The organism is Thermanaerovibrio acidaminovorans DSM 6589, assembly GCF_000024905.1.
Taxonomy (GTDB): Bacteria; Synergistota; Synergistia; order Synergistales; family Synergistaceae; genus Thermanaerovibrio; species Thermanaerovibrio acidaminovorans.
Map to the genome: position 1 here is coordinate 950,441 of NC_013522.1, position 23,756 is coordinate 974,196.

24 protein-coding genes are annotated in these 23,756 nt (G+C 62.3%); 5 read left to right on the forward strand and 19 right to left on the reverse strand.

Going from position 1 to position 23,756, the window contains the following annotated elements:
- The first annotated feature begins 87 nt into the window (after positions 1–87).
- The 4 genes from TACI_RS04665 to TACI_RS04675 are packed head-to-tail and all read left to right on the forward strand — an operon-like array spanning position 88 to position 3,522.
- A complete protein-coding gene (locus TACI_RS04665) occupies positions 88–1,212 on the forward strand; it encodes a pyridoxal-phosphate-dependent aminotransferase family protein (protein WP_164925375.1) in 1,125 nt (374 codons plus the stop codon).
- 3 nt (positions 1,213–1,215) lie between these two features.
- Complete coding sequence (locus tag TACI_RS09255) at positions 1,216–1,662, forward strand: Rossmann-fold NAD(P)-binding domain-containing protein (protein ID WP_242601056.1); 447 nt, start codon at positions 1,216–1,218, stop codon at positions 1,660–1,662.
- Positions 1,599–2,876 carry an NAD(P)-dependent oxidoreductase gene (locus TACI_RS04670; RefSeq protein ID WP_242601057.1) on the forward strand — a complete coding sequence of 426 codons (1,278 nt, stop codon included), beginning with the start codon at positions 1,599–1,601 and terminating at the stop codon, positions 2,874–2,876. Before TACI_RS09255 ends, TACI_RS04670 begins: the two co-directional genes overlap by 64 nt.
- Before the next feature lies 1 nt (position 2,877).
- Positions 2,878–3,522 carry a histidine phosphatase family protein gene (locus TACI_RS04675; RefSeq protein WP_012869658.1) on the forward strand — a complete coding sequence of 215 codons (645 nt, stop codon included), beginning with the start codon at positions 2,878–2,880 and terminating at the stop codon, positions 3,520–3,522.
- An 11-nt stretch (positions 3,523–3,533) separates the two neighbouring features.
- Here the strand turns inward: TACI_RS04675 and TACI_RS04680 are convergent, their stop codons facing one another.
- The 15 genes from TACI_RS04680 to nadE form a co-directional block, all read right to left on the reverse strand.
- Positions 3,534–3,974: an NUDIX domain-containing protein gene (locus TACI_RS04680; protein ID WP_012869659.1), complete on the reverse strand. Its 441-nt coding sequence runs from the start codon at positions 3,972–3,974 to the stop codon at positions 3,534–3,536.
- A gap of 62 nt (positions 3,975–4,036) precedes the next feature.
- Positions 4,037–4,669 carry a cyclodeaminase/cyclohydrolase family protein gene (locus TACI_RS04685; RefSeq protein ID WP_012869660.1) on the reverse strand — a complete coding sequence of 211 codons (633 nt, stop codon included), beginning with the start codon at positions 4,667–4,669 and terminating at the stop codon, positions 4,037–4,039.
- Positions 4,670–4,712: 43 nt separating this feature from the next.
- On the reverse strand, positions 4,713–5,957 hold the full coding sequence (hutI, locus tag TACI_RS04690) for an imidazolonepropionase (RefSeq protein WP_012869661.1): 1,245 nt from the start codon (positions 5,955–5,957) through the stop codon (positions 4,713–4,715).
- Positions 5,957–6,877 (reverse strand): glutamate formimidoyltransferase, encoded by a 921-nt coding sequence (gene ftcD / locus TACI_RS04695; protein ID WP_012869662.1) that lies wholly within the window; start codon positions 6,875–6,877, stop codon positions 5,957–5,959. The genes hutI and ftcD overlap by 1 nt, the downstream gene beginning before the upstream one ends.
- A gap of 59 nt (positions 6,878–6,936) precedes the next feature.
- Positions 6,937–8,472 carry a histidine ammonia-lyase gene (gene hutH, locus TACI_RS04700; RefSeq protein WP_012869663.1) on the reverse strand — a complete coding sequence of 512 codons (1,536 nt, stop codon included), beginning with the start codon at positions 8,470–8,472 and terminating at the stop codon, positions 6,937–6,939.
- 61 nt (positions 8,473–8,533) lie between these two features.
- Positions 8,534–9,508: an AmmeMemoRadiSam system radical SAM enzyme gene (amrS, locus tag TACI_RS04705; protein WP_012869664.1), complete on the reverse strand. Its 975-nt coding sequence runs from the start codon at positions 9,506–9,508 to the stop codon at positions 8,534–8,536.
- 25 nt (positions 9,509–9,533) lie between these two features.
- Positions 9,534–10,823: an AmmeMemoRadiSam system protein A gene (amrA, locus tag TACI_RS04710; RefSeq protein ID WP_278007116.1), complete on the reverse strand. Its 1,290-nt coding sequence runs from the start codon at positions 10,821–10,823 to the stop codon at positions 9,534–9,536.
- Positions 10,824–10,878: 55 nt separating this feature from the next.
- Positions 10,879–11,925: a tRNA preQ1(34) S-adenosylmethionine ribosyltransferase-isomerase QueA gene (queA, locus tag TACI_RS04715; protein ID WP_012869666.1), complete on the reverse strand. Its 1,047-nt coding sequence runs from the start codon at positions 11,923–11,925 to the stop codon at positions 10,879–10,881.
- A 4-nt stretch (positions 11,926–11,929) separates the two neighbouring features.
- Entirely contained in the window at positions 11,930–13,150 is a 1,221-nt protein-coding gene (locus tag TACI_RS04720) for a SpoIID/LytB domain-containing protein (protein ID WP_423218536.1), read from the reverse strand.
- Between the two features lie 179 nt (positions 13,151–13,329).
- Positions 13,330–13,563 (reverse strand): DUF2905 domain-containing protein, encoded by a 234-nt coding sequence (locus tag TACI_RS04725; RefSeq protein ID WP_242601060.1) that lies wholly within the window; start codon positions 13,561–13,563, stop codon positions 13,330–13,332.
- Positions 13,563–14,585, reverse strand: coding sequence for a Holliday junction branch migration DNA helicase RuvB (gene ruvB, locus TACI_RS04730; RefSeq protein WP_164925377.1), 1,023 nt, complete (start codon positions 14,583–14,585; stop codon positions 13,563–13,565). The genes TACI_RS04725 and ruvB overlap by 1 nt, the downstream gene beginning before the upstream one ends.
- Positions 14,586–14,617: 32 nt before the next feature.
- Positions 14,618–15,202, reverse strand: a complete 585-nt coding sequence (ruvA, locus tag TACI_RS04735) for a Holliday junction branch migration protein RuvA (RefSeq protein WP_012869670.1) — start codon at positions 15,200–15,202, stop codon at positions 14,618–14,620.
- Complete coding sequence (locus tag TACI_RS04740; RefSeq protein ID WP_012869671.1) at positions 15,199–15,696, reverse strand: crossover junction endodeoxyribonuclease RuvC; 498 nt, start codon at positions 15,694–15,696, stop codon at positions 15,199–15,201. Before TACI_RS04740 ends, ruvA begins: the two co-directional genes overlap by 4 nt.
- Entirely contained in the window at positions 15,689–16,441 is a 753-nt protein-coding gene (locus TACI_RS04745; protein ID WP_012869672.1) for a YebC/PmpR family DNA-binding transcriptional regulator, read from the reverse strand. The genes TACI_RS04740 and TACI_RS04745 overlap by 8 nt, the downstream gene beginning before the upstream one ends.
- 49 nt (positions 16,442–16,490) lie before the next feature.
- Positions 16,491–17,237 (reverse strand): NAD(+) synthase, encoded by a 747-nt coding sequence (gene nadE, locus TACI_RS04750; protein WP_012869673.1) that lies wholly within the window; start codon positions 17,235–17,237, stop codon positions 16,491–16,493.
- An 85-nt stretch (positions 17,238–17,322) separates the two neighbouring features.
- Here nadE and TACI_RS04755 point away from each other — a divergent pair, with 85 nt between their 5' ends.
- Complete coding sequence (locus TACI_RS04755; RefSeq protein WP_242601192.1) at positions 17,323–18,987, forward strand: radical SAM protein; 1,665 nt, start codon at positions 17,323–17,325, stop codon at positions 18,985–18,987.
- 10 nt (positions 18,988–18,997) lie between these two features.
- Here TACI_RS04755 and TACI_RS04760 read toward each other — a convergent pair whose 3' ends face one another.
- The 4 genes from TACI_RS04760 to ispG form a co-directional block, all read right to left on the reverse strand.
- Entirely contained in the window at positions 18,998–19,795 is a 798-nt protein-coding gene (locus TACI_RS04760) for a carbon-nitrogen family hydrolase (protein ID WP_012869675.1), read from the reverse strand.
- A gap of 17 nt (positions 19,796–19,812) precedes the next feature.
- Positions 19,813–21,345 carry a M20/M25/M40 family metallo-hydrolase gene (locus TACI_RS04765; RefSeq protein ID WP_164925155.1) on the reverse strand — a complete coding sequence of 511 codons (1,533 nt, stop codon included), beginning with the start codon at positions 21,343–21,345 and terminating at the stop codon, positions 19,813–19,815.
- 202 nt (positions 21,346–21,547) lie between these two features.
- The gene (gene argF / locus TACI_RS04770; protein WP_012869677.1) at positions 21,548–22,501 is read right to left on the reverse strand and encodes an ornithine carbamoyltransferase; all 954 of its coding nucleotides are present in this window, start codon (positions 22,499–22,501) and stop codon (positions 21,548–21,550) included.
- A 174-nt stretch (positions 22,502–22,675) separates the two neighbouring features.
- Entirely contained in the window at positions 22,676–23,749 is a 1,074-nt protein-coding gene (gene ispG / locus TACI_RS04775) for a (E)-4-hydroxy-3-methylbut-2-enyl-diphosphate synthase (protein ID WP_012869678.1), read from the reverse strand.
- Positions 23,750–23,756 lie beyond the last annotated feature (7 nt).

Genomic DNA, 23,756 nt, shown 5'->3' on the forward strand with positions numbered 1-23,756 from the left:
AGAGACCAGGATATCTTCGGAGAGGGGGATGGCGGACGCCTCCCCCTCTCTAAATTTTAATCCTAGGAGGTAGTTAACTTGACCAGGATGCTTCTGACCCCGGGACCGGTTGAAGTGCCCCACCATGTGGCCCTCGAGGGGGCCACCAGGATGATATCCCACCGAAGCGGCCAGTTCTCCGCCCTATACCGGGAGCTATTGGCGGATCTGTGTCGCCTGCTGGAGGTGGAGGAGCCACCGGTCCTCTTCCCCGGATCGGGTACCGGGGCATTGGACGCTCTGTGCCAGAACCTGCTCTCCCCGGGGGACCGGGTTATCTCCCTATCGTGCGGGGCCTTCGGCCATAGGTTCAGGGAGATAGCCTTGAGGAGGGGCGTTGATGTGATCCCCCTGGACGTGCCATGGGGGGAGGGGATCGGACCTGATCTGGTAGCCCAGGCGATAAGGGCCAACCGGGACACAAGGGCGGTGCTCATTACCCACAACGAGACGTCCACCGGGGTCCTCAACCCCATAGAGCTGGTGACGGAGGTTATCCCCGATGACGTCCTGGTCCTGGTAGACGCGGTCAGCTCCGTTGGGGCCGTCCCCTGCCTCCCGTCCAAGTGGAGGGTAGATGGGCTGGCCACGTCATCTCAGAAGGGGCTCATGTGTCCCCCCGGGTTGGGGATGGTGTGGCTATCCCCCAGGGGGTGGGAGAGGGCCGCCCAGGTCTCGTGCCCCACCTACTCGCTGGACCTAAAGCTCTACAGGCTTCACCGGGAGAGGGCCATGGAGACCCCCTACACTCCCCCGGTGTCACTCTACTTCCAGCTGGCCAGGGCCCTAAAGGACATCCTGTCGCATCCTAAGGAAACCTGGTGGAGGGATCGGCGCAGGTTCTCCCGAGGCCTGTGTGCCGCTCTGGAGGCCCTGGGGCTCTCCCCGCTAGTCAAGGATCCATCTCTAAGGTCGCCGGGGGTGACCGCCATAGTGGGAGAGGAGGGGCTCTGCAAGGGGATTCGCAAGTCCCTGGCCCAGATGGGGCTCCAGGTGGCATCCGGCCAGGGGGATGTGAAGGACCGCCTAGTCAGGATAGCCCACTACACCCCCATGGGCTGGCCAGAGCTATCCATGATCTGCGGGACGGTTTGGAAGGCCATGGTGGAAATGGGTATGAGGCCTGAGATGGACCGGGTCATGGAGGCGGCTCTTGTGGAAATGGAGGGATGATCCATGTGGAAAGTGCTTGTAACCGAGTCGATTCACGAGGAGGGGCTAAGGATCCTGAGCGAGGCGCCGGATGTCAATCTTGTGATCAAGGTGGGCATCAAGCGAGACCAGCTCATGGAGGAGCTCAAGGACACGGATGCGCTACTCACCCGGAGCGGCACCGCCATAGACGTGGCGGTCCTCAACGGGGCGCCACGGTTGAAGGTGGTGGCCCGGGCGGGGGTTGGGGTGGATAACGTGGACCTCACCGAGGCCAGCAAGAGGGGCATAGTGGTGATAAACGCACCAACGGGGAACACCCTTTCGGCGGCGGACCACACCCTTGGGCTCATGCTGTCCCTCGTCCGCAAGATACCCCAGGCCCACGGGTCCGTGCTCTCGGGACAGTGGGACAGGAAGAGCTTCATGGGACATCAGCTCCAGGGGAAGAGGCTTCTGAGAGGCTTCTGATAATAGGTCTCGGCAAGATAGGCAGCCAGGTGGCCATCAGGGGCAGGGCCTTCGGGATGGAGGTCTGGGCCTTCGACCCCTACGTGTCCAAGTCAAAGATGGACAACCTGGGGGTTAACCAGGTGGAGAACCTGGAGGACGGGCTGGCGACCGCGGACGTGGTCACCATCCACGTGCCCCTCACCGACGAGACAAAGGGAATGCTGGACGACCGGCGCATAAGGACCATAAAGCGGGGGGCGTACTTAATCAACTGCGCAAGAGGGGGCCTGCTGGACGAGGAGGCCTGCTATGAGGCCCTTCGGGACGGGAGGCTTCAAGGAGTGGCCATGGACGTGTACGGGGAGGAGCCCATCCGGAGAGATCATCCCATGCTCCGGGAGGATGTGAGGAACAGGGTTGTGCTAACCCCCCATATAGGGGCCAACACCTTCGAGGCCCAATCGGCGGTGGCCAAGATCGCCGCCCAGAACCTGCTCTTGGCCCTCCGAGGGGAGCCATACGAACATGCGGTGAACCTGCCTTTCATGAAACATCGGTTGTCGGACCAGAAGAAGCTCTTCCTGGCCCTGGCCAGGAACCTGGGCATACTGGGGACCCACCTGGCGGACCTCACCAGGGGGGCCATCAGGTCCTGTAGCGTGGTGCTCCGGGGCCCCCTGTTCCAGGAGGAGGACGAGCCCATCCGCTTCGAGGTGCCCTTCAGGCTCAAGCCCTACACGGTGGCCTTCCTCAAGGGACTGTTGGAGGTGCGGCACGGGGCGGAGGTTAACTATATGATTGCCCCCCTCATGGCCCGAGAGAGGGGGATAGAGATAGAGGAGGGGACCGGAGAGTCCAACACCTACCGGAACGTGATAGACGCCACGGTGGTTACCGAGAAGGGCTCCGCCAGGATCGTGGGCACCGTAACCGAGGAGGGGCGCCAGCGGGTGGTCAGGATAAACGACTACTGGCTTGACCTCATCCCCTCCGGCAAGATCCTCCTCTTCCAGAATCACGACAGGCCCGGCGTCATAGGCAAGGTGGGTACCATGCTTGGTAGCGCCAACGTCAACATAGCCAACTTCGCCCTGGGCAGGAAGAACGGCAGTGGCCTGGCGTTGGCGGCCCTTCAGATAGACCAGGACCTGAGCGAGGACCTGCTCAAGACCCTTAGGGAGGACGTGGACCTCATCTGGGCCACGTCGGTGTCACTGAAGGAGGACCTTTAGGATGAGGCTCCTGCTGGTAAGGCACGGTCAGACCGACTGGAACAGGGAGGGCAGGTTCCAGGGAAGGATGGACGTGCCCCTCAACGAGACCGGGAGGCGGGAGGCACGGGCTGTGGCATCCAGGCTGGCCCAGATCAGATTGGACCGGGTGATATCGAGCCCCTTGACCCGGGCCCTGGAGACCGCCAAGGCCATAGCGGAAGCCAACCTCTCTGGACCCCAGGTTAACATGCTGGACCCGCTCACGGAAATAAGCCACGGTGAATGGGAGGGGCTCCTGTGCGACCAGGTGATGGAACTGTGGCCCAAGATGCTGAAGCTCTGGCGGGAAGAGCCCACGAAGGTCAGGATGCCGAACGGGGAGGACCTGTTCGACGTGGCCTCCAGGGTTAGGATGGCGTTGGACAGGATAATGGAGGACTTCAAAGGGGATCAGACCGTATGCGTGGTATCCCACGATGCGGTAATAAAGGTCATCCTCTGCTCCCTCACGGAGGCCCCGCTGGACTCGTTCTGGCGGTTCATAGTTCCCAACGCCAGCCTGAGCGCCGCCATCCTTGGGGGCCCGGTCCCCAAGGTGGTCTTGGTGGGAGACCGATGCCACCTTGGGGCGGACATCTCCTTCTCCGAGCAACGGGGACTTTGATAGATACCCGGTCACAGCCACCCCCGGCCGGGGATCCTCACGGGCCTGACGCCCACCCGGGAGGATATGGCCTCCATCAGGTAGGGTCTAACGTCTGGGTATAGGATCAGATCCCCCTCCGCCAGCTCCTCCACGGGCACCCACCGGATGGAGTTGGCGGAGGTCTCCAGGGGGTTTAGGGCCGGGTCACCATCTATATCACACAGGAAGATCAGGTGAAGGGTGGCCTCCTTTGCCCCGAAGGGGGCCGCCTGGGCCACCAACACCAGGGGGCCAACCTGGGCCCTCACCCCGAGCTCCTCCTGAAGCTCCCTCGAGAGGGCTAAATCGAGCCCCTCGTCCCCGTCCACCCCGCCACCGGGGAGGCTGAGGAGGCTTCCCCCCTGATGCAGGTACTCCATGGTGAGTAGTCGATCCCCCTTGAGGATCATAGCTCCGACCCTTACCTTCAAAGTCCCACCCCCTATGAGCAAGGGGATCGACCTAGGCCGATCCCCTTGGAACGTTCAGAAGCTTATAGCCCCAGTCGCTGGGAGAGGAGGTCCTCGACCTCTTTAGCTCCCCGCTCCACCTTGTCCAGGATCTCCCTAACCTCCCGCTTACAGGACTCCACAAACTCCTGGTCGTCCATGCCGGGCAGGTTTATGAACACGTTGTAGGCCGCCGCCTTGGCGGCCCCCCGGGCCAGCAGGGCCGCGGTCCCCGCATCGGTCACCGCATTGGGGTTCCCGAATTTGGCCGCCTCCGCCGCCACCTGGACCAACTGAGAACATAGGCGAAGGGTGTTAAGGGGGACCAGGGCGGTCCGCCTGGATGCCTCGTCCATGGCCTTGGCCCTCAAGGCCTTCTCCTCCGGGGTCTCCTTGGGCATCCTCCTGGCAGCCATGAAGGCGTTGAAGGCCTCGGTATCCTCCTCCATCAGGTCCAAGAACCGACCGTAGAGCCCCCTGGCATCCTCCGCCACCCTCTCCATGACCTCCCAGGAGTCCTTGTACTTCTCCTTGCCCACCGTAAGGGTGGCCACCATAGCGGACAGGGCCCCGCCCAGGGCCCCGCAGAGGGCCGCAACGCTCCCGCCCCCCGGGGCCGGGGAGTCCGACGCGAGCTCCGCCACGAAGGAAGCCACCGTCATGTCCTGAAGCTTCATGTAAAGCACCTCCGTATTCAGATCAACACCCGGGGGAGGGGCATCAAGCTACCCTCTCGCCCCTCTTGTAGACCGCCACGGCAGAGTTGACCCCCGCGTGGTACGCCAGCGTGGCGGGGGTCTTGCCGTCCAGGACCACCAGGTCCGCCAGCTTGCCCTCCTCCAGGGATCCCACCAGGTGCCCCATTCCTATGGCGTGGGCGGCGTTCAACGTACAACCCACCAGGGCCTCCGAAACCGACAGGCCCATCTTCATCACCGCCAGCCCGAAGACGAACTGCATTGACTCGCAGAAGCAGGATCCGGGGTTGCAGTCCGTGGCCAACGCCACCGGCACTCCCAGCTCTATCATCTTGCGGGCCCTGGCATAGGGCTTCTTTAGGCTGTAGGCAGTGGCGGGCAGGAGTACCGCTATAACACCCGCCTCCGCCATCTTGGCTAACCCCTCGTCCGAGGCGGCCAGGAGGTGTTCCGCCGAAAGGGTTCCCAGCTCCGCCGCCAATCCGGCGCCTCCCAGATCATGGACCTCGTCCGCATGGATCTTAAGTTCAAACCCGTTAGACCTGGCACAGGCGAGGATCCGCCGGGACTGCTCCACCGAGAAGACCCCCTCCTCACAGAACACGTCGCAGAATCGGGCGATCCCTTGCTCCGCCGCCTGGGGTATCATCTCATGACACAGCAGATCCACGAACCCCTCAGGTTGGCCCCTGAACTCCTCGGGGATCGCGTGGGCTCCCATGAAGGTTGCCATCACGTCCAGAGGGGCGTCCCTGCGGACCCGGTCGATGACGGACAACATTCTTAGCTCCGAGGATGCGTCAAGGCCGTATCCGCTCTTGATCTCCACCGTGGTGGTGCCGTGCCTCATGGCGCTGGCCACATTGGCCATGGTGGTCTGGTACAGGTCCTGGTCGGAGGCGGACCGGACGGACCGGACGGAGGACAGGATGCCCCCGCCAGATCGGAGGATCTCCAGGTAGGGGACCCCGTCGAGCCGCTTGGCGAACTCCTCCTCCCGCCGGGCGGCGAAGCACATGTGGGTGTGGGGATCCACCAGGCCTGGAATCACGCACCGCCCCCCCAGGTCCACGTACTGATCCACCCTCATGTTCTTGGCTTCCGCCAAGAGCTCCTCCTCCGGGCCGACCCGCTCTATTACCCCCCCACGGGAGATGATGGCCCCCTGGGGGATCTCCAGAACGTTGCCCTGCTGGGCTCCCTTTAGGGGTGACGATCCCCCTTGGGGGGTGTATATCCGGGCGTTGTGGAATACCTTAAGGGTCATCAACCCTGCTCCCCCATCATCTTGAGCAGCCGCATCTCTATGACCTGGTCCGGGTCGAACCCGGCCACCTGGAGGTAGTAGGCTGCGCTCTCCAGGATGGCCCCGGCGGGCACCATCCCGTATATCTCGGTCTCCACCACCGACACCCCGTACCTCTTGGCCTCCATCCTTATGGTCTCCAGGACCCGGTAGAGGCTGTTCTTCTCGTAATCGACCAGGTTCATGCTGACCTGCACCATGCCCCGCTCCTCCAGAGCCAGCCCTATCCCCTTGACGTGGCAGAAGCCGCCGCTGGAAGCCCTCACGTAGGAGGCTATCTTCTTGGCCACCTCCACATCGGTGGTGCCCAGGTTGACGTTAAAGGCCACCAGGAACTTCCTGGCACCTATGACGGTGGCGCCAGCGGTTGGATGGAGCTCCGAGGGCCCCACATCGGGCTTCCTGTCCGGGTTGGTCCGAACCTCCTCCTTGAGGACCTCGTACTGTCCCTTCCGGATTACCTCCAGCTTCTTCCTCTCGGGAATCAGGGCCGCATCCTCGTAGTAGTAGACCGGTATCTTGGTCTCCTGGTGGTAGCGCTCCCCGAAGCTCCTGGCCAGCTGGACGCACTCCTCCATGGTTATGCCCGATATGGGGGTGAAGGGGATCACGTCCACCGCCCCTATCCTGGGGTGGGCCCCCTGGTGGGAGTTCATGTCTATGTGGGATTGGGCGATCTTGGCGGAATCTATCAAGGCATCCTGCAACGCATCCGGGTTGCCCACCAGGCTCACCACCAATCGGTTGTGGTCCTCGTCGGCCCGGTAGTCGAAAAGGTATACCCCCGGACGATCCTTGAAAGGGGCCACTATGGCCTCTATGACGTCCTTCCTGCGGCCTTCACTGTAGTTGGGAACGCACTCAACAAGGGCCTTGCTCACTTCGAATACCTCCCTTTCTCAAACCTGGGGTCAACGGATCGTGACTAGATCCACCAGGTCTAGTCCAGCGGGCCCACCTGGGACTCCACTGCTCTTAAGATTGTACCACTGGAAACCAGGGATAGTGATTCACATATCATTGGATGGATGTACTCGTCCTTCTCCATGAAGGGTACCCTCTCCCGGATGGACGAGTAGGCCGCGTAGGTCCCCTTGCCGGGCCTCAAGGGCATAGAGAACTCAAGCCCCTGGGCGGCGGTGAGGAGCTCGATGGAGACCACCTTGGCGGCGTTATCCAGGATCTGCCTCCCCTTCCGGGCCGCGTAGGTCCCCATGGAGACGTGGTCCTCCTGGTTGGCAGAGGTGGGGATGGAGTCCACCGACGAAGGGTGGGCAAGGACCTTGTTCTCCGACACGATGGAGGCGGCGGTGTACTGGGGGATCATGAAGCCACTGTTCACCCCGCTGTCCTTGGCGAGGAAGGGGGGAAGGCCGGACAGCTTGTGATCCACGAGCCGGGCTATGCGCCGCTCCGATATGTTGGCGATCTCCGCGGCGGCGATGCCGAAGAAGTCCATGGCTATGGCAATGGGCTGGCCATGGAAGTTGCCGCCGCTTATGGCCTCCCCGTCGGCGGGGAATATGAGCGGGTTGTCGGTGACGGAGTTTATCTCGATCTCCACCTTCTGGCGGACGTACTCCAGCGCGTCCCGGCTGGCCCCGTGGACCTGGGGTATGCAACGGAGCGAGTAGGCGTCCTGGACCCGGTTCCCCTTGTACTTCTCCACTATCTCGCTGCCCTCGATCAGCCTCCTCATGTTGGACGCCACGGACCGCTGACCGTTGTGGGGCCTAAGGTCGTGGGTCCTCCGGTCGAAGGCGTAGGGAACCCCGTGCAGGGCCTCCAGGGATACCGCCGCAACCGCGTCCGCGGTCTTGAAAAGCATCTGGGCGTCCACCACGCATAGGGCCGCTATGGCGGTCATCACCGTGGTGCCGTTATTGAGCGCCAGGCCCTCCTTGGGACCCAGGTCAACCGGCGTCAGGGATACCTCCCTAAGAGCCTCCATGGTGGGCATCCTACGCCCCTTGAAGAACACCTCCCCCTCTCCAATGAGGGTTATGGCCAGGTGAGACAATGGACACAGGTCCCCGCTGGCCCCCACGGATCCCTGAGAGGGGATAACCGGATGTATCCCCAGGTTCAGGTAGTTGACCAGCTGGGTCAAGGTGGGGAGGCTTATCCCTGAGAAGCCCCTGGTGAGGGTGTTTATCCGGAGCAACATTATGGCTCTCACCAGGTCCTCCGGGAACGGCTCTCCTACCCCGCAGGCGTGGCTTATGAGGAGGTTGCGCTGAAGGGCCCTGCTCCTCTCCGGCGGGATGGTCACGTTAGCCAGGTCGCCGAAGCCGGTGGTTATGCCGTAGACCACCCTCCCCTGGTCGACCCAGGAGCTAACCGCCTGGGATCCCCTCTCCACGAAGGCCGCCGCAGAGGGATCCAACGTAACCTGCCAACCATCCCGGGCTACCCCTACCACTTCCTCCAGGGTCAAACTGTGACCGTCCAGTTTCACTACCCGCTGAACCACCACGAAACACCCCCTAAAAGACCTTTGACCTTTAGGCCCAATTAGTGTAGATTCCGAATGGTCTCTACAGCTTCACCCCCATGGGAAACCCACAGGAACCGCAATTTCCAGATACGTCTAGATAGCTAGCTACCATATTATAGCCTAAACGTACGATCATGTCTTCCCCACAATTTGGACATTTCGTGATGTTTCTCCCCCGCCACGGGACGTTGCCCACGTAGACGTAGGCAAGCATCTCCCGGGCGAGCTCCATCAGCCGATCTAGGTGCTCCACCGGAAAGGGAGGTTCCTTGGCCTTGAAGGCGGGATGGTAGGCGGATATGTGGAGGGGTATGAGGGGGGAGAGGTCCCTTAGCCAGCGGACCATCTGGACAAACTCCTCCTCCACGCTCAAGTTGGGTACCACCAGGTGGGTCACTTCCACGTGGACGCCACCGTGGAAGAGGGACTCCACGGTCCTCAAGACCGACTGCAGGTCCCCACCGATGGATTGATAACCCCGCTGGGAGAAGGCCTTTACGTCCACGTTGGCGGCGTCAACCAGCCCCATCAGCTCCGCCAGGGGATCCGGGGAGACGGTCCCGTTGGTCACCAGGACCACCCCAAGTCCCCGGGCCTTCAAAACCCGGGAGGCCTCCAGCAGGTACTCCATGTGAATCAGGGGCTCGTTGTAGGTGAAGGCCACCGCCCTAAGGCCATTGGACTCCGCCAGATCCGCCACCTGCTCTGGGGAGAGGAGGGTCAGCTCCCCGGGGAAGCATCCCCCTTGGACCTGGGATATGGGGTGATTCTGGCAGAAGGGACATCGGAGGTTGCATCCCACCCCTCCAAGCGAGAGGATCCCGCTTCCGGGCCTCCAATGGTAGAGGGGCTTCTTCTCCACCGGATCCACCGCCACGGCGGAGAAGAGACCAGAAAAGGGGGACCTTAAGGTCCCCCCACTGAAGACACGAACTCCACATATCCCCCACTGACCCTCGGAAAGAAGACAGCGATGGAAACAGAGCAGGCAGCGTCCAAGCCGCCCCTCTCTCACCCAATATCGGGCCTCACCGGACCCATTAAGGCTCCTTGTACCTCTCCACGGTGAACCTGAAGATCTGAACGTCCTCATCCTGATCGATCCCAGCCTTCCTCTTGGCTATGGCGAGCTGCTCCTCCACGGAGTTGACCCCCGGAAGGTCCGGCAGGAGGACCCCCCTCTTGTTACCCGATCGGACCAGCACCCCGAACCTCTTGGGATCCAGGTCCTGTACCAGAGCCTCCTCCAGGGGGGACAGGACGTCCACCGATATCTTGAGATCCGGTAGCTCATCCAGCTTGACCGGCATGAACCTTGGGTCCTCCAGGGCCGCCGCCGAGGCGTTCTTGGCCATCTCAAAGGCCAGGGAGAGGCTGGAGGGCTCCACGGTTCCGATGCAACCCCGGAGATCACCCTTGGAATCGTACAGGGACACGAAACACCCGCTCCTCCGGTCCCAGATCTCCCTGCTGCCCCCCGCCAAGCGGCTGAGGGCGCTCACGTCCGGCAGTGCCCCCCTCACTGCATCCATCAGGACGAACCGGACGAACTCCACGTAGGGATGAACCTGGGGTCTGGAAACCGCCACCGCGTACCCCACCCCGAAGGGGCCCTCGTAGGATAGGACCCGGATAGGACCCCGGGAGGCACCGATCAGCACCAGGACGCTGTTGAGGCCGCACTGCCCCGCCTCAGCGATCCTCTCCTCCTCCAAGGCCAACAGCTCCCGGGGATCACCGGACGAGAGGGCCGCCACCACCAGGTCATCGAAGGTCCTGCCGAAGGTGGAGAAGCCATCGGGGGCCCCGGGGCTCAGCCTATGCGACAGGTCCCCGCTGCAGAGAAGGCCGAACTCTCCGTCCATCTGATCCAGCACCTCGGCCAAACGCCTGCCCAGGTCGTAGGCGCACTGCCTCGATAGGCCAACCGGGTTGGCGGGGATGAGCCCCCCGGGCCTCCTGCCCCCCCGCTGCAACAAGAGGAGGGGGACGAAGGTGCTGTGGTCCAAGACCCGGGTCCTGCTCTCCAGCTCAACCGTAACGGAATCCCCCAGTGCCTCCTTGAGCTCGGACGCCAGGGACGGAACCCCGTTGTAATCCCCGCAAACGTTGGGGGCTCCGAACCTGGACATGTCACCGAAGTACCTCTCCCCAGCCCCCACCACCAGCCTGCCCGGAAGGTAGGGAAAATGGGGGGACATGGAGACCACCACGTCCTTATTGAACTTGGGAAGCAGAAGGTTCAGCTTCTCTATGCCATCCAGGGTCCTCCTGGCGTCAACCTCCCTTCCCATCCCCACCTGAGGTATGAGCACCGGAGGATGGGGCATCAAGCAGGCCCACTTCAACAAAAGGATCACCCCACATAGATGATTGGTGTAAAGTTCAGATCAAGAGCATTGCGTCCCCGAAGGAGAAGAACCGATAACCCCTGGCCACCGCCTCCCGATAGGCCCCCATGACGGTATCGTACCCTCCGAAGGCGGCCACCAGCATGAGAAGGGTGCTACGGGGGAGGTGAAAGTTGGTTATCATGGCGTCCACCACCCTGAACCGGAAGCCGGGCCTTATGAAAAGGTCCGTCTCGAAGGGCTCCCCCTCCAAGGGGTTGATCGCGTAGGACTCCAGAGTCCTGACCACCGTGGTCCCCACCGCAACCACCCGGTTTCCCCGGGCCTTCACCTCCCGGATCATCCTGGCCGAATCAGCGGACACCAAGCAGGTCTCAAGGTGCATCACGTGGTCCGACGCCCTCTGGGCCTTAACGGGCCTGAAGGTGCCAAGCCCAACGTTTAGGGTGACGAAGGTCCGTCCTACTCCCCTGGACTCCAGCTCCGAAAGGAGCTCCCGGGTGAAGTGAAGCCCCGCCGTGGGGGAGGCCACGGACAGCTCCTTGCTCGGGTCGGAGTATACGGTCTGATACCTCTCCCCATCCACCTGGCGGTTCTCTATGTACGGTGGAAGCGGCACCTCCCCCAGGGTCCGGGCGATCTCCCATCCGCTCTCCCCTGGAAAGTGAACCAGCCGGAGCCCGTCCGGGAGCCGCTCCTGGATCACCGCCAGATGCCCCGGGTCCTCGGAGAACCTCACCACCGTTCCGGGACGGACCTTACGACCGGGTCTCACCATGCCGGTCCATGCGGACCTGGACTCATCCAAGGGGCTAAGGAGGAAGACCTCCACCGACCCTCCGCTTTCCTTCCTGCCCAGGAGGCGGGCCCTCATGACCCTGGTGTCGTTCATCACCAGTAGGTCCCCAGGGCGCAGAAAGTCCACCAGGTCCCTGAAGATCCTGTGGCACACGCTCCCATCGGACCTGCGGATGACCATGAGACGGGAGGAATCCCTGGGCTCCACCGGACTCTGGGCTATGCTCTCCTCCGGCAGGTGGTAATCGTACGAGTCCACCAGGTCCAGATCCAAGTCCACCATCCTATCAGCGCCTCCCAATGTTGGTTCCGGGGTAATAATACATTAAGATTTGCTCAAAAGTCCAGCCCGCCTCGGCCAGGGCCTTGGCCCCCCATTGGGACATCCCAACCCCATGTCCCCATCCTCGTCCCTCAAACGTCCAGGTTAAGCCGCCCCCCCTGGGGGTGGCTCCGCTGGTGGGCATCGGAGCCTGCTGGGTCGGGCGCGAAGCCCTCTCCTGGCCGACTCGCCTGTACACCTCCCTCTTCGAGGGGTTCATTATCATGTCGAAGATCTCGTCCCGGTTGAATATTCCCTGCTCTGCCATCTCCAGAAGGTCATCTCCCTTAGACAAAGCGACGTTTCCGCCCCCATCTGCAACCGTCGTGGGAGGGCTGGCGGAACCGGAGCCGGTGCCGGCCACCATGAAGTTGGTGCTGCGAACCACCTTGCTCCCCACCGCCATCCGGAACTCATGGCCGGAAAGCCTCGTCCTTCCGTTGGATCCCTGTATCTCCATGGAGGTTATCCGACCTCCACCATCCCGGCTGAGCACCCTTATGTCCAGGATCCGCCCAACCCAACGGTTTATGTTTCTAAGGGCCCTCTCTATCTGGTCCGACGACAAGGAGACCCTCCAGAATGAGTAGGGGCTGGAGTAGCTTACCGGCTCAGGCCTGGATACCAGATAGGGCAACGTGCCGCCCCACACGTTGGAGGCAGCGGCGGTCTGACCGCCGCTGTCCGCGTGGAAGGGGGTAACCGCCAGGGCTCCACCGTAGGTCAGGACCATTCCCCTGGTGGATTCCACCGCCTGATCGGTCCTTGAATCCTCCGCGTTCCTTCCCCTGTAGAGCTGGCAGTGAGACACGGCACATAGATCGAAGCCCTGGGATCGGTGACGTCCCAGGTTCCTCAACGCATAGGTTCTTGACACCACCGCCTGGGCCTTCAGGAACTCCATGGGCCAGGCGGGGTTGGCCTCCATCTTTATTATCCCCCTCAGGTAATCCTCCAGGTCCAGAACGTTGACCACCGTGAAGGAGCCCCCGGAGCCAAGGATCTCCAAGCTCCCCCGATACCCCACTCGGTTGAAGGACAGCTCGGAGCCCACCACCCGGACCGGAAACCTTAGAAACCGCCCTTGGAACAACAGACCATCTGCCCCGCAGGATACCTCCACCGGACCGCTGAACTGAACCGATGAGCCCCAGGGATCCGATGCGGTACCGCTTCCGCCCAACACCCCCCTAGAGACTCCAACCGCCACCCCGACCCTTATGGGGTTTGAGTATCCCCACGATGAACCAGGCGCAAGGGGCATTGCCAGAAGGGCCATGACGGCCACCCAAACAAATAAACTCCGCCTCAACGTGTCGACTCACCCCATTCCAGCCCTAACCAGCCCACTTGCGGGCCTTCACATCACCGTCCCGAGATCCTGGATATGAGGTTAAGCACCAGGGTCAGCACCAGGCTAACCACCAGCATGGTGCCAAAGGGAGCGAAGACGGTTACGTTCTTCCGGGAGAAGACCAGATCCCCCGGCAACCTGCCGAGAGGCAGGTTCAGCTTCGACGCCAACATCACCGCCAGCCCGCACAGGGCCAGGACACACCCCATCGCGAAGATCAACCTGCCAAGGTGCCACATGTCCATTACTCCTCCTCCAAAAGGATCAGTTGCTGAAACCTCCCGGAGGGCTGAACGCCCAGGTAGGAGTAGGTTCCCCGGGTGGCCTTCCTGCCCCTTGGGGTCCTCTCCAACAGGCCCTTCTGTATGAGGAAGGGTTCGTAAATGTCCTCTATTGTCTGGGGGTCCTCGTTGAGAGCCGCCGCCAGGGTGGACAGGCCAACCGGGCCTCCGTCGAACAGCTCCACCAGGGCCCTCAGGAACTTACGGTCCCCGTCGTCCAGCCCCTCCTTGTCGACCCCAAGCATGTCCAAAGCCCCCTTGGCGGTCTTGATGTCGATAACCGCCACACCGCTCACGGAGGCCACGTCCCTCACGCGCCTCAGAAGACGCAGGGCCACCCTTGGGGTCCCCCGGGACCTTCGGCCTATCTCGTAGGACGCCTCGTCCTCGATGGACATCCCGAGTATCTCCGCCCCCCGCCTAACTATGGCGGTCAGCTCCTCTGGAGTGTACAGCTCCATCTGCTCCACGATGCCGAACCGGGCCCTAAGTGGAGAGGTGAGAAGCCCCAGCCTGGTGGTGGCCCCCACCAGGGTGAAGGGAGGAAGCTGGAGTTTTATGCTCCGCGCCATGGGCCCCTTGCCTATAACTATGTTAAGGCAGAAGTCCTCCATGGCGGAGTAGAGGACCTCCTCCACCACCGATGGCAACCGATGGATCTCGTCTATGAAAAGAACGTCCTTGGGACGAAGGTTCGACAGGATGGCTGCCAGGTCACCCGCCCTCTCAATCGCCGGGCCGGTGGTTACCCTGAGATCTCCCCCCATCTCCCGGGCTATTATGTTGGCCATGGTGGTCTTCCCAAGGCCGGGGGGCCCGTAGAAGAGACAGTGATCCAGGGGCTCCCCCCGGCCCTTGGAGGCGGCTATGAATATCCTAAGCTTCTCCTTCAGGGCCTCCTGCCCCACGAAGGAGTCCAGGCTTTCGGGCCTCAACGCTCGGCCCGCCACCACATCACCATCGTCCTCCTCCCGAAGCCTGTGCATAAGCTTTTCGTCGGATCCCACGATCTAAAAGGTCACCTCCTCTGGAGGACCCTAAGGGCCCTCAGGAGAAGCTGGTCCTCCGGCAGATCCTCCCCCTTGGATCGCACCTCCCCCAGCGCCATGGCGGCCTCCCCCCTGGAGAAGCCAAGCCCCATGAGGGCCTCCAATATGGAGCCGGTGGAAACCAACGCCCCCGAATTCCCCCTGGGGATCCCTAGGGATGTCACCTTGTCCTTGAGCTCAAAGCATATCCTCTCCGCCCTCTTGGGACCAACCCCCTGGGCCCTGGAGATCCTGGCCACGTCACCGGAGGCTATGGCATCCAGCACTTCGCCCTTGTCCATGGAGTTCAGTATTCCCATGGCCATCTTGCAGCCCACCCCACTGGCCTGCAACAATAGCAGGAACACCCTCCTCTCGTGGTCATCCCCAAATCCGTAAAGGGATATCCCGCTGTCGCTTACGGAAAGGTAGACCGGGAGCCTTATGGACTCCCCTGGAGAGGCCATCTCCAGGGCCGCGCGGGTGCCGGTCACCTCGACACCGACGCCCCCCACCTGGACGACCATCAGATCCCCCACCAGCTCCTCAACCACCCCAACCAGGTATCTTATCAACCCCAATACCCCCCGATGCACATGGAGAGTCCAGCTATGGCCACCGCCAGGGCGTCCGCCACGTCGTCCGGGGACGGGCACCTCTTCAGCCCCAGAAGGCCGGTCACCATGAGCTGAACCTGCCTCTTATCCGCCCCACCGTACCCACAGACCGCCATCTTGACCTCCGAAGGCTTAGGCTCCAAGACCGGGACCCCGAGGCGGGAGGCGAAGAGGAGGACCACTCCCCTGGCCTGCCAAACCATCTCCGCGGTGGTGGTGTTCCTGCCGAAGTATAGCCTCTCCACCGCCACCAGGTCAGGCCTAACCCCTCCAAGCTCCCCCTCAAGGGATCCGAAGAGGCACGATAACCTTTCCGGCAGAGAAAGGCCCGGAGGGGTATGGATGGCCCCATACCCCTCCGCCGAAAGGTCACCACCACGCTGTCGGACCAGACCGTAACCCAGGGTGCCTATGCCGGGATCTATGCCGAGGCATAAGAGGTCCCTAGGCATCTATCTGTTCCAACACCTCGTCGGGGATCTCCACGTTGGAGTAAACGTTCTGAACGTCGTCGTGGTCCTCGAACTTGTCTATCAGGGCAAGGATCTTGGACGCCTCCTGCTTGTCGGAGACCACCACGGTGTTCTTGGGTATCATGGCCAGCTCCATGTTGGAGACCACGTAGCCCGCCTCCCTTATGGCCTGACCCACCTGGCTCATCAGGGACGGCTCGCAGTAGACCTCGAACACTTCTCCCTCCAGCTGCATGTCCTCCGCCCCAGCCTCGGCGGCCACGTCGAGCAGAGAAGCCTCGTCCACCCCCGCGGCCTCCACCTTTATGACCCCCTTGCGATCGAAGTTCCAGGCCACGCAACCCGCCTCGCCAATGGATCCCCCGCCCTTGGAGAATATGGACCGGATCTCCGCCGCGGTCCTGTTCCGGTTGTCGGTCATGGTCTCCACCAGTATGGCCACCCCAGCGGGGCCGTAACCCTCATAGGTGACCTCTTCGTAGATGGCCCCCTCTATCTCACCGGTGCCCCTCTTTATGGCCCTCTCTATGTTGTCCATGGGGACATTGCCCGCCCTGGCCCTCTCGATGGCCACCTTCAGCCTGAAGTTGGCGTTGGGATCCCCGCCCCCCGCCTTGGCGGCGGCTATTATGGCCCTGGTAAGCCGCTGATAAACCGCCCCCTTCTTTGCGTCCTGAGCGGCCTTGCGATGTTTTATGTTAGCCCACTTTGAATGTCCTGCCACTAAATATCACCTCGTAAAATTAATTTAAAAGGGATCGACCAACTGGTTATTATAACATCTCCGGACCGGGGGGCATCATCCTCTTGTGAGCGGATCGTCTGAATGCCGCCTCGATCCTCTCCTGAGCCTCCTCAGACACCGGGAGCCCCGCAGCGAAGAGGTCCAGGTGAAGGTACGTTACCCCCATCTCCTCCTCGTCGGTCTGCCCCTCCCACAACCCAGCGGTGGGGGGCTTCTTGATGACCCGCTCGGGCACCCCCAGGAACTCCGCTAGGGCCCAGACCTCGTGCTTGAGGAGCCGGGAGAGGGGAAGGATGTCGACCCCCGAGTCACCGTACTTGGTGAAGTATCCGTAGGTGAGCTCCGCCCGGTTCCCGGTGCCGCAAACCAGAAAGTTTCTCCCCTGGGCTATGGCGTACAGGGTGGTCATCCTGAGGCGGGGCTTTATATTGGCCCTGGACATCTGCGACATCTCCACCCCGCCAAGGCTAAGGGCCTCCAACATCGAATCGAACGGGGAGCTCAGGTCCACCTTGAGGGCTGGTATCCCCAGGGCGGAGGCCACAAGCCAGGCATCCTCCTCGTCCGAACTCATGCTGTGGCAGGGCATCAACACCCCCAGAGATCCACCTCGTCCGAAGGCCCGCATGAGCAGCGCCGCCACCACCGCGGAGTCAACTCCGCCGCTAAGGCCCACTACCCCACCCAGGGCCCCCGCCTCGGACACCTTCCTCCTGATCCAACCCACCAACGCCCTCTCCAGATACTCGGGGGAACGAACTGGCACCGACTCCAAGATCAACACCTTCTTCCTGGCCTAATTAGACTTTTTATCTTAACATGTGTATCCCGACCAAGCGCAAGGGGTGAGAAGATTGTCAGTGGGCTTGATAATAGACGGCTATGTGGACGAACCCGCATGCTTCGGGGTTCCTCCCTACATCTCCCCGTACGTGAGATACTGCGCCGGGGTAATGTACTCCAAGGGACTGGACGTAAAGTACTTCACCATCGATCAGATCAGGCGACTCCCCATAGACCACCAGGTCAGGAGCGCCCAGGTGATCGTGGTGATAACCGGGCTCACCGTCCCTGGGCGCTACAGGGGGGGATCCCCCATGACCCTTAAGGAGCTGGCGGAGCTCTCCCAAATGCCCAGGAGGGGCTTCATGATCGTGGGGGGGGCCATACGATCCGGCTACGCCCTAAAGGGGGGGACCAGGGCCCTGGACCCATCCGGGGTGCTGGCGGCGGACTGCATCGCCACCGGGGACCCGGAGGCGGTGCTGGCATCGTGGCTTGACGGAGGCCTCGTGGATGGGACCCTCCAGAGGGATTACGGTCAGCTGGACCTCTGGGCGGAAATGGGGGCCCAGGTGGTAAGGATGCACCCCAACTACCCGTTGGTGATGGCGGAGCTGGAGCTCTCCCGGGGCTGCGACCGAACCGACGGCCGATGTAGCTTCTGCGTGGAGGGGGTGGCGGGCCTGAGGGAGGAACGGCCAGTGGAGTCCATAGCCAGGGAGGTGCGGGCTTTGAGCCGGATGGGCGTCAAGGCCTTCCGGCTTGGTCGTTGCGCCAACGTGCTGGGCTACGGAGGGCAGGTTACCCCCCGGGGGGTGAGGCCCTCCCCGTCCCGCATCGGGGAGCTCTACCAGGCCATAAGGGATTCCGCCCCGGACCTCAAGGTCCTCCACATGGACAACGGCAACCCCAAGACCATAGCCACCTTCCCGGAGGAAAGCTCCCAGGTCCTGGATGTGATATCCAAGATGAACACCCCGGGGGACACGGTCTCCATGGGGCTTGAGTCCCTGCACCCGGAGGTGGTGCGGAAGAACAACCTAAAGGTGACCCTTGAGCAGGCCCTGGTGGCGGTCAGGGTGGTGAACCAGGTGGGGGGAGGAAGGCCCGGGGGTAACGGGCTTCCCTCCCTGCTTCCGGGACTCAACTTCATAGTTGGCCTGCCGGGGGAGACGTCCAAGACCCTGGAGGAGAACCGACGCTTCCTTACCCAGATCCTGGAGGAGGGGCTCATGGTGAGACGGATAAACATAAGGCGCCCCATGGAGTTTCCCGGCACCCCCATGGGAGATATGGGTGGATCCAAGATAGACCAGCGGACCTACCGTAGGTTCAAGGAGTGGGTTAGGCAGGAGGTGGATCCCATCATGTTCTCCCGGGTGGCCCCGCCGGGCACGGTAATAGAGGACGTCATCTGCGAGGAGAGGAGCGGCAACCTGATCTTCGGCCGCCCCCTGGGCAGCTATCCACCGCTCATCGGCATATGGTCAAGGGATCTCAACGAAGGGGAGGTGGTCAACGTGATGGTCACCGGGGCGGGCCCCAGGTCGATATCCGCGGTCCAGTGGCCCATGGACCCTAACCGATGCTCCCTGAGCGACCTTCAGGGCATACCGGGCATAGGCCGGGCTAGGGCGGAGAGGATCATCTCCCGAAGGCCCATAGATTCCATGGACCAGCTGATCTCCGCCCTGGACGACCCCTCGCTGGCGGTGAAAGTGGCCCGATACTTCGCCCTGTGACCTCCGCCCACTACACCTCACCGGGGAAGCCGTAAAGGTCCACCCGCCGGGATTCGAAGACCCGGATGGCCTTCCTGGTCCGGTGCAGGATCGCCATGTCCAGCTCCACCGTGGCGGTCCCCTCATCCTCCCCCAGCTCCAGGAGAACGCCACCGTCGGGGGCCACCACCATGGAGTGGCCCCCGTATAGGTCCCCTCCCCCCTCCCCGCAACGGTTCACCGCCACCACGTAAAGCTGGTTCTCGATCGCCCTGGCCCTCAAAAGGGTCCTCCAGGCGTCCACCCTGGAGGCGGGCCACTGGGCGCATATGAATACGACCCAAGGTCCCTCCAAAGCGATCCTCCTGAAGTACTCGGGGAACCTGAGGTCGTAGCAGATGACCACCCCGTAGGGAATCTCTCCCATGTTCCCCACCAAGGGTACCCCTCCAGGATGGAAGTTTAGTGGCTCGTCCAGGAGGGGGAACAGGTGCACCTTATCGTAATGGGCCTCTATGGATCCCGAGGGATCGATCACGAAAGACCGGTTGTATAGAAGCCCCCCCTCTTCCCAGGGCAGGGACCCCGCCACACACCAGGCGGTCCTGGAGGAGCACCAATCCGCCACCTGGTGTATACACTCCTCGCTACTGCGGGCATAAAGCCCCAGGTTGGGGTTGTCATAGGAACAGCTCCAAAGCTCGGGCAACAACGCCACCTGACAGGCCCCCAACGAGTCCAGCATCCTCCGGCACTTGGACAGGTTGCCCTCCGGATCACCCCATAGGACGTCCATCTGAACCAGTCCCACCGTAACCTTAGCCGCCACACAAATCCCCCCTGCCGTCAACTCAAGTCAGCGGATCCTCCCAGGGCTCTCAACGTCTGGATCATCAGATCCGGCAGGACCCCGAAGGAGTAGGCCAGATCAAGCCGCTCGGTCCACTTGTGAGCGTCTCTCCCCTTGACGCCCAGGTTGACCACCGGCACGTCCAGGCAGGCCATGGCCTGGTAATCCATGGGGTAGAGGTGCGACCCTCCGGGCATGTTGTCCATGACCGCCGCGAAGTCCTCCTCTCCCACGAAGCCGCCAAGGAAGCTGAGGTCCGTTATTCCCCCAAAGACCTCCTCGACCCTGTATCTTATAGCCTCCTCCCTGGACCAGAGGGAGGCCAGCCTCTCCATCTCCTTGCGAAGGCGGGCGTCCTTCTCCACGCACCCCCGGTTCAGCTTGGGGGGATAGTAGGGAGGCAGGAATCCCACCACCGCCAGGGGTGGCTCAAGACGAAGGACCCTTAGGGCCTCCAGGAGAACCCTCACGGACTGGCCACGGGTGTCCTCCCTTGGATCCAACCGGGATGCGGCCCCATTGGGATCGAAGCCCATGGACTGGGCGAGCCGGATCACCTCCCGGACCTCAAACACCCGGGATCCCTTCGCCACATGAATCTCAGGAAGGCCCAGGAGGCGGAATTCATGGGCAATGTGGCCCACCGCTTCCTTCAGGGATATCATTACCTCCGCCTTGAACCTGTCCAGAAGGGATCGGTGATCGGAGGAGACCGTCAGCTTGTTGAAGTAGGCCATGGCCATGTCTGGGAGTGTAACCGAGTAGCTGTCCCTCAGGATTTCAAGCCCTATGCAGGTCATGGGTGGCAGCTTCTGATCCCCCAGGGACTCGGCGCTCCAGCTTACCCCCTCCAGGGATGATACCACCCGGGAGGCCAGGTAGGCGGCGTTCAGCCCCTGCCATGGCTCCCCCACATGGGCCCCCTTGCCCACCAGCAGGGCGAAGGGCATCAGCTTGCCCACCGAACCTATGAATATGGGCAGGTCCTCTCCGCTAGATCCCAGCTCGGACGGCTCGGTGTTCACACATGCCACGTAGTCCAGCCCCTCCGCCTCGGCCAGGTCCCTCATGAACCCCACAGCTCCCCTCATCCCCACCGAGTCCCTTTCCTCGTCCACCACCGGCAGGAAGAGAACGTTAACCCCCACGTCCACCGTCCCCATGGCCAGCTCCTCCATCAGGACCATCTCGATGGCCAAGCCCGCCTTCACGTCCAACGTTCCACGGCCGAACAGATACCCTCGTTCGAGGTCCCGCCGGGCCTCCTTTGGGAGATGCTCACACCCCTTCAGGGCCTCGGTCAACCCCACCGGATCGAAGGCCAGGTGCGATAGGGAACCGTAGTCCCTCTCGTCCACCACATCCACATGGGCCACCAGGACCACCGTGGCCCTGCCTCCTCCAGGGTGCCTCCACAGGGCCGCCACGTGATGCCTTCCGAATGGGTCAAGTGGCAACGGGTACCTGAAGACCTTGAGCCCCCTGGATGATCCGCATAACCCATCCAGGGTTCGTCCTATAAAATCCATAACTTGCGACTCCCCTTCCCCCCATGCGGACCTGCTGGGAATGGAACACAGGGATAAGAGGCGGGATCTCAGCCTCCCGATCCTGGTTGAGGACTCCACATCTAGCTCCGACAAACCGTTCACCCCCGATCCTCAGAATATAGAAAGAGGGAGGCGGCCACGGCCCAAAAGCCGCGACCACCTCCCCCCAGTTTGACCTCCGTTAGAGGTTGCCTATGCTGGACACCATAACCGCCTTTATGGTGTGCATCCGGTTCTCCGCCTCATCGAACACCCGGGAGCGACGGGACTCGAAGACCTCCTCGGTGACCTCGTAGCCCTTGACCGCCGGCAGGCAGTGGAGGAATATGGCCTCATCCCGACCGGTGGCCTCCATGAGCTCCGCGTTCACCTGATAGGGCTGGAGGATCTTCTTCCTCTCCGCCAGCTTGTCCTCCTCACCCATGGAAGCCCAGACATCGGTATAGACCGCATGGGCCCCCTTCACCGCCGCCTTGGGGTCCTCCATTATCTCGATGACAGCCCCGGAACCGCACTCCTCGGCGATCTTCTTGCACTCCGCCACCAGCTCCTCCGCGGGGAAGAGGGACTTGGGAGAGGCTATCACGAAGTGCATGCCCATCTTGGCGGCACCGATCATGAGGGAGTTGGCCATGTTGTTGCGCCCATCGCCCACGTAGACCAGCTTGATACCCTTCAGGTAGCCGAACTCCTCCTGGATGGTGAGGAAGTCCGCCAGAACCTGGGTGGGGTGGAACTCATCGGTGAGACCGTTCCACACCGGCACGCCCGCGTACTTGGCCAGCTCCTCCACCACGGACTGCTTGAAGCCCCGGAACTCGATGCCGTCGAACATGCGGCCCAGCACCCTAGCGGTGTCCGCCACGTCCTCCTTATGACCCAGCTGGATGTCGTTCTTGCCCAGGTACTCCGGATGACCGCCCTCGTCAATGCAGGCCACGGTGAAGGCGCAACGGGTACGGGTGGAGGGCTTCTCGAAGATGAGAGCCACGTTCTTGCCCGCCAGCAGGTTGCCCCTTATGCCGGCCCGCTTCTTGTTCTTAAGGTCCCTGGAGAGATCCAGAAGGAACTTGATCTCCTCCGGCGTGTGATGCCTCAAGCTGAGAAGGTGACGACCCCTTAGATTGACCGCCATTTTCTTACTCCTCCTTATTGATTTAAATACTGGATCCCATGGAGTTCACACCCCTAGCGTAGCCCCGCTGTAAAGTCCACCTTCAGAGCCGCAAAATAAACCCCAAGGTCCAGTTGGTTTACTGGGTAATATTACCACAAAGGGGTGTTTTTTCAATAGCCCCGGGGGAAACCGTCACCTTTCCTCCGCCCCGGGCACCAGGTCCTTAGCCACCTTTGACAGGACCTCCTCCAGCTTATCCAGTGGCCAGTTGCCTATGGGCCTTCCCTCCACGAAGACGACGAAACCCGAGGTGGATCCCGCCACTCCAAGCTTGGCGGAGGCGGCCTCCCTGGGGCCGTTGACCTCGCACCCCATGACCGCCACGGTGAACCCGTCGGGGATGCCCTTGAATCGGTCCATAACGGCCCGCACCCTGTCCACGTAGACCTTGACGTCCAATCGGCACCTGCCACAGGTGGGGCAGCTTATCCACTCTATCCCCCGGTGTCTCAACCCCAGGGCCCCCAATATCCGGTAGGCGGCCCTCACCTCGTGGACCCCCTCAGACGATAGGCTAACCCTAACGGTGTCCCCTATCCCGGCGGACAGCATGATCCCTATGCCAACCGCGCTCTTGATAGCCCCCTCCTCCAGGGGCCCCGCCTCGGTTATCCCTACGTGAAAGGGGAGCTGATACATGGAGGCCAGGATCTGGTTGGCCCTAACCGTCTCGGGTACGCTGGAGGATTTAGCGGAGACCACCACCCTGTCAAACCCCATCTCAAGGCACAGATCCACCTGCTCCCTAACCGCCGCCACCAGGGCCGCTACCCTGTCGCCCCCGCTCTGGGCCAGCTGGTGGTTGTTCAGGGAGCCCCCGTTGGCCCCTACCCGGATCACCACCCCCAAATCCATGGCCCGGCGGAGCACCGTCAGGAGGTTGTCCCTCCCCCCAAGGTTGCCCGGGTTGACCCGAATGGCCTGACAACCCGCATCCATGGCGCTAAGGGCCAACCGATGATCGAAGTGTATATCCGCCATGATTGGGATCGATGATCCTGACACCAGCTCCCTCAAGCACCCCTCCAAGCCAGCGTCCCGATAGGAGGTCCTGACCAGCTCACAACCCTCCGCAACCAGTCCCTCGAGCTCCCGAAGACAGCCCTCCAGGTCCTCCAGGGGGGTCTTGAGCATGCTCTCCACCCTCACGGGAGCACCGCCTCCAACCGATAGCCCCCCTATGCTAACCCCATTGAGGCTAGCCAAGCGAACA

Bases quoted from the DNA above. Each gene is read 5' to 3' on its own strand.
- TACI_RS09255 (WP_242601056.1), top strand. From the start codon at position 1,216: ATGTGGAAAGTGCTTGTAACCGAGTCGATTCACGAGGAGGGGCTAAGG.
- ruvB (WP_164925377.1), bottom strand. From the start codon at position 14,585: ATGCACAGGCTTCGGGAGGAGGACGATGGTGATGTGGTGGCGGGCCGA.
- TACI_RS04665 (WP_164925375.1), top strand. From the start codon at position 88: ATGCTTCTGACCCCGGGACCGGTTGAAGTGCCCCACCATGTGGCCCTC.
- TACI_RS04740 (WP_012869671.1), bottom strand. From the start codon at position 15,696: ATGCCTAGGGACCTCTTATGCCTCGGCATAGATCCCGGCATAGGCACC.
- TACI_RS04765 (WP_164925155.1), bottom strand. From the start codon at position 21,345: ATGGATTTTATAGGACGAACCCTGGATGGGTTATGCGGATCATCCAGG.
- amrA (WP_278007116.1), bottom strand. From the start codon at position 10,823: ATGCCCCATCCTCCGGTGCTCATACCTCAGGTGGGGATGGGAAGGGAG.
- TACI_RS04675 (WP_012869658.1), top strand. From the start codon at position 2,878: ATGAGGCTCCTGCTGGTAAGGCACGGTCAGACCGACTGGAACAGGGAG.
- hutI (WP_012869661.1), bottom strand. From the start codon at position 5,957: ATGACCCTTAAGGTATTCCACAACGCCCGGATATACACCCCCCAAGGG.
- queA (WP_012869666.1), bottom strand. From the start codon at position 11,925: ATGGTGGACTTGGATCTGGACCTGGTGGACTCGTACGATTACCACCTG.
- TACI_RS04685 (WP_012869660.1), bottom strand. From the start codon at position 4,669: ATGAAGCTTCAGGACATGACGGTGGCTTCCTTCGTGGCGGAGCTCGCG.
- argF (WP_012869677.1), bottom strand. From the start codon at position 22,501: ATGGCGGTCAATCTAAGGGGTCGTCACCTTCTCAGCTTGAGGCATCAC.
- TACI_RS04725 (WP_242601060.1), bottom strand. From the start codon at position 13,563: ATGGACATGTGGCACCTTGGCAGGTTGATCTTCGCGATGGGGTGTGTC.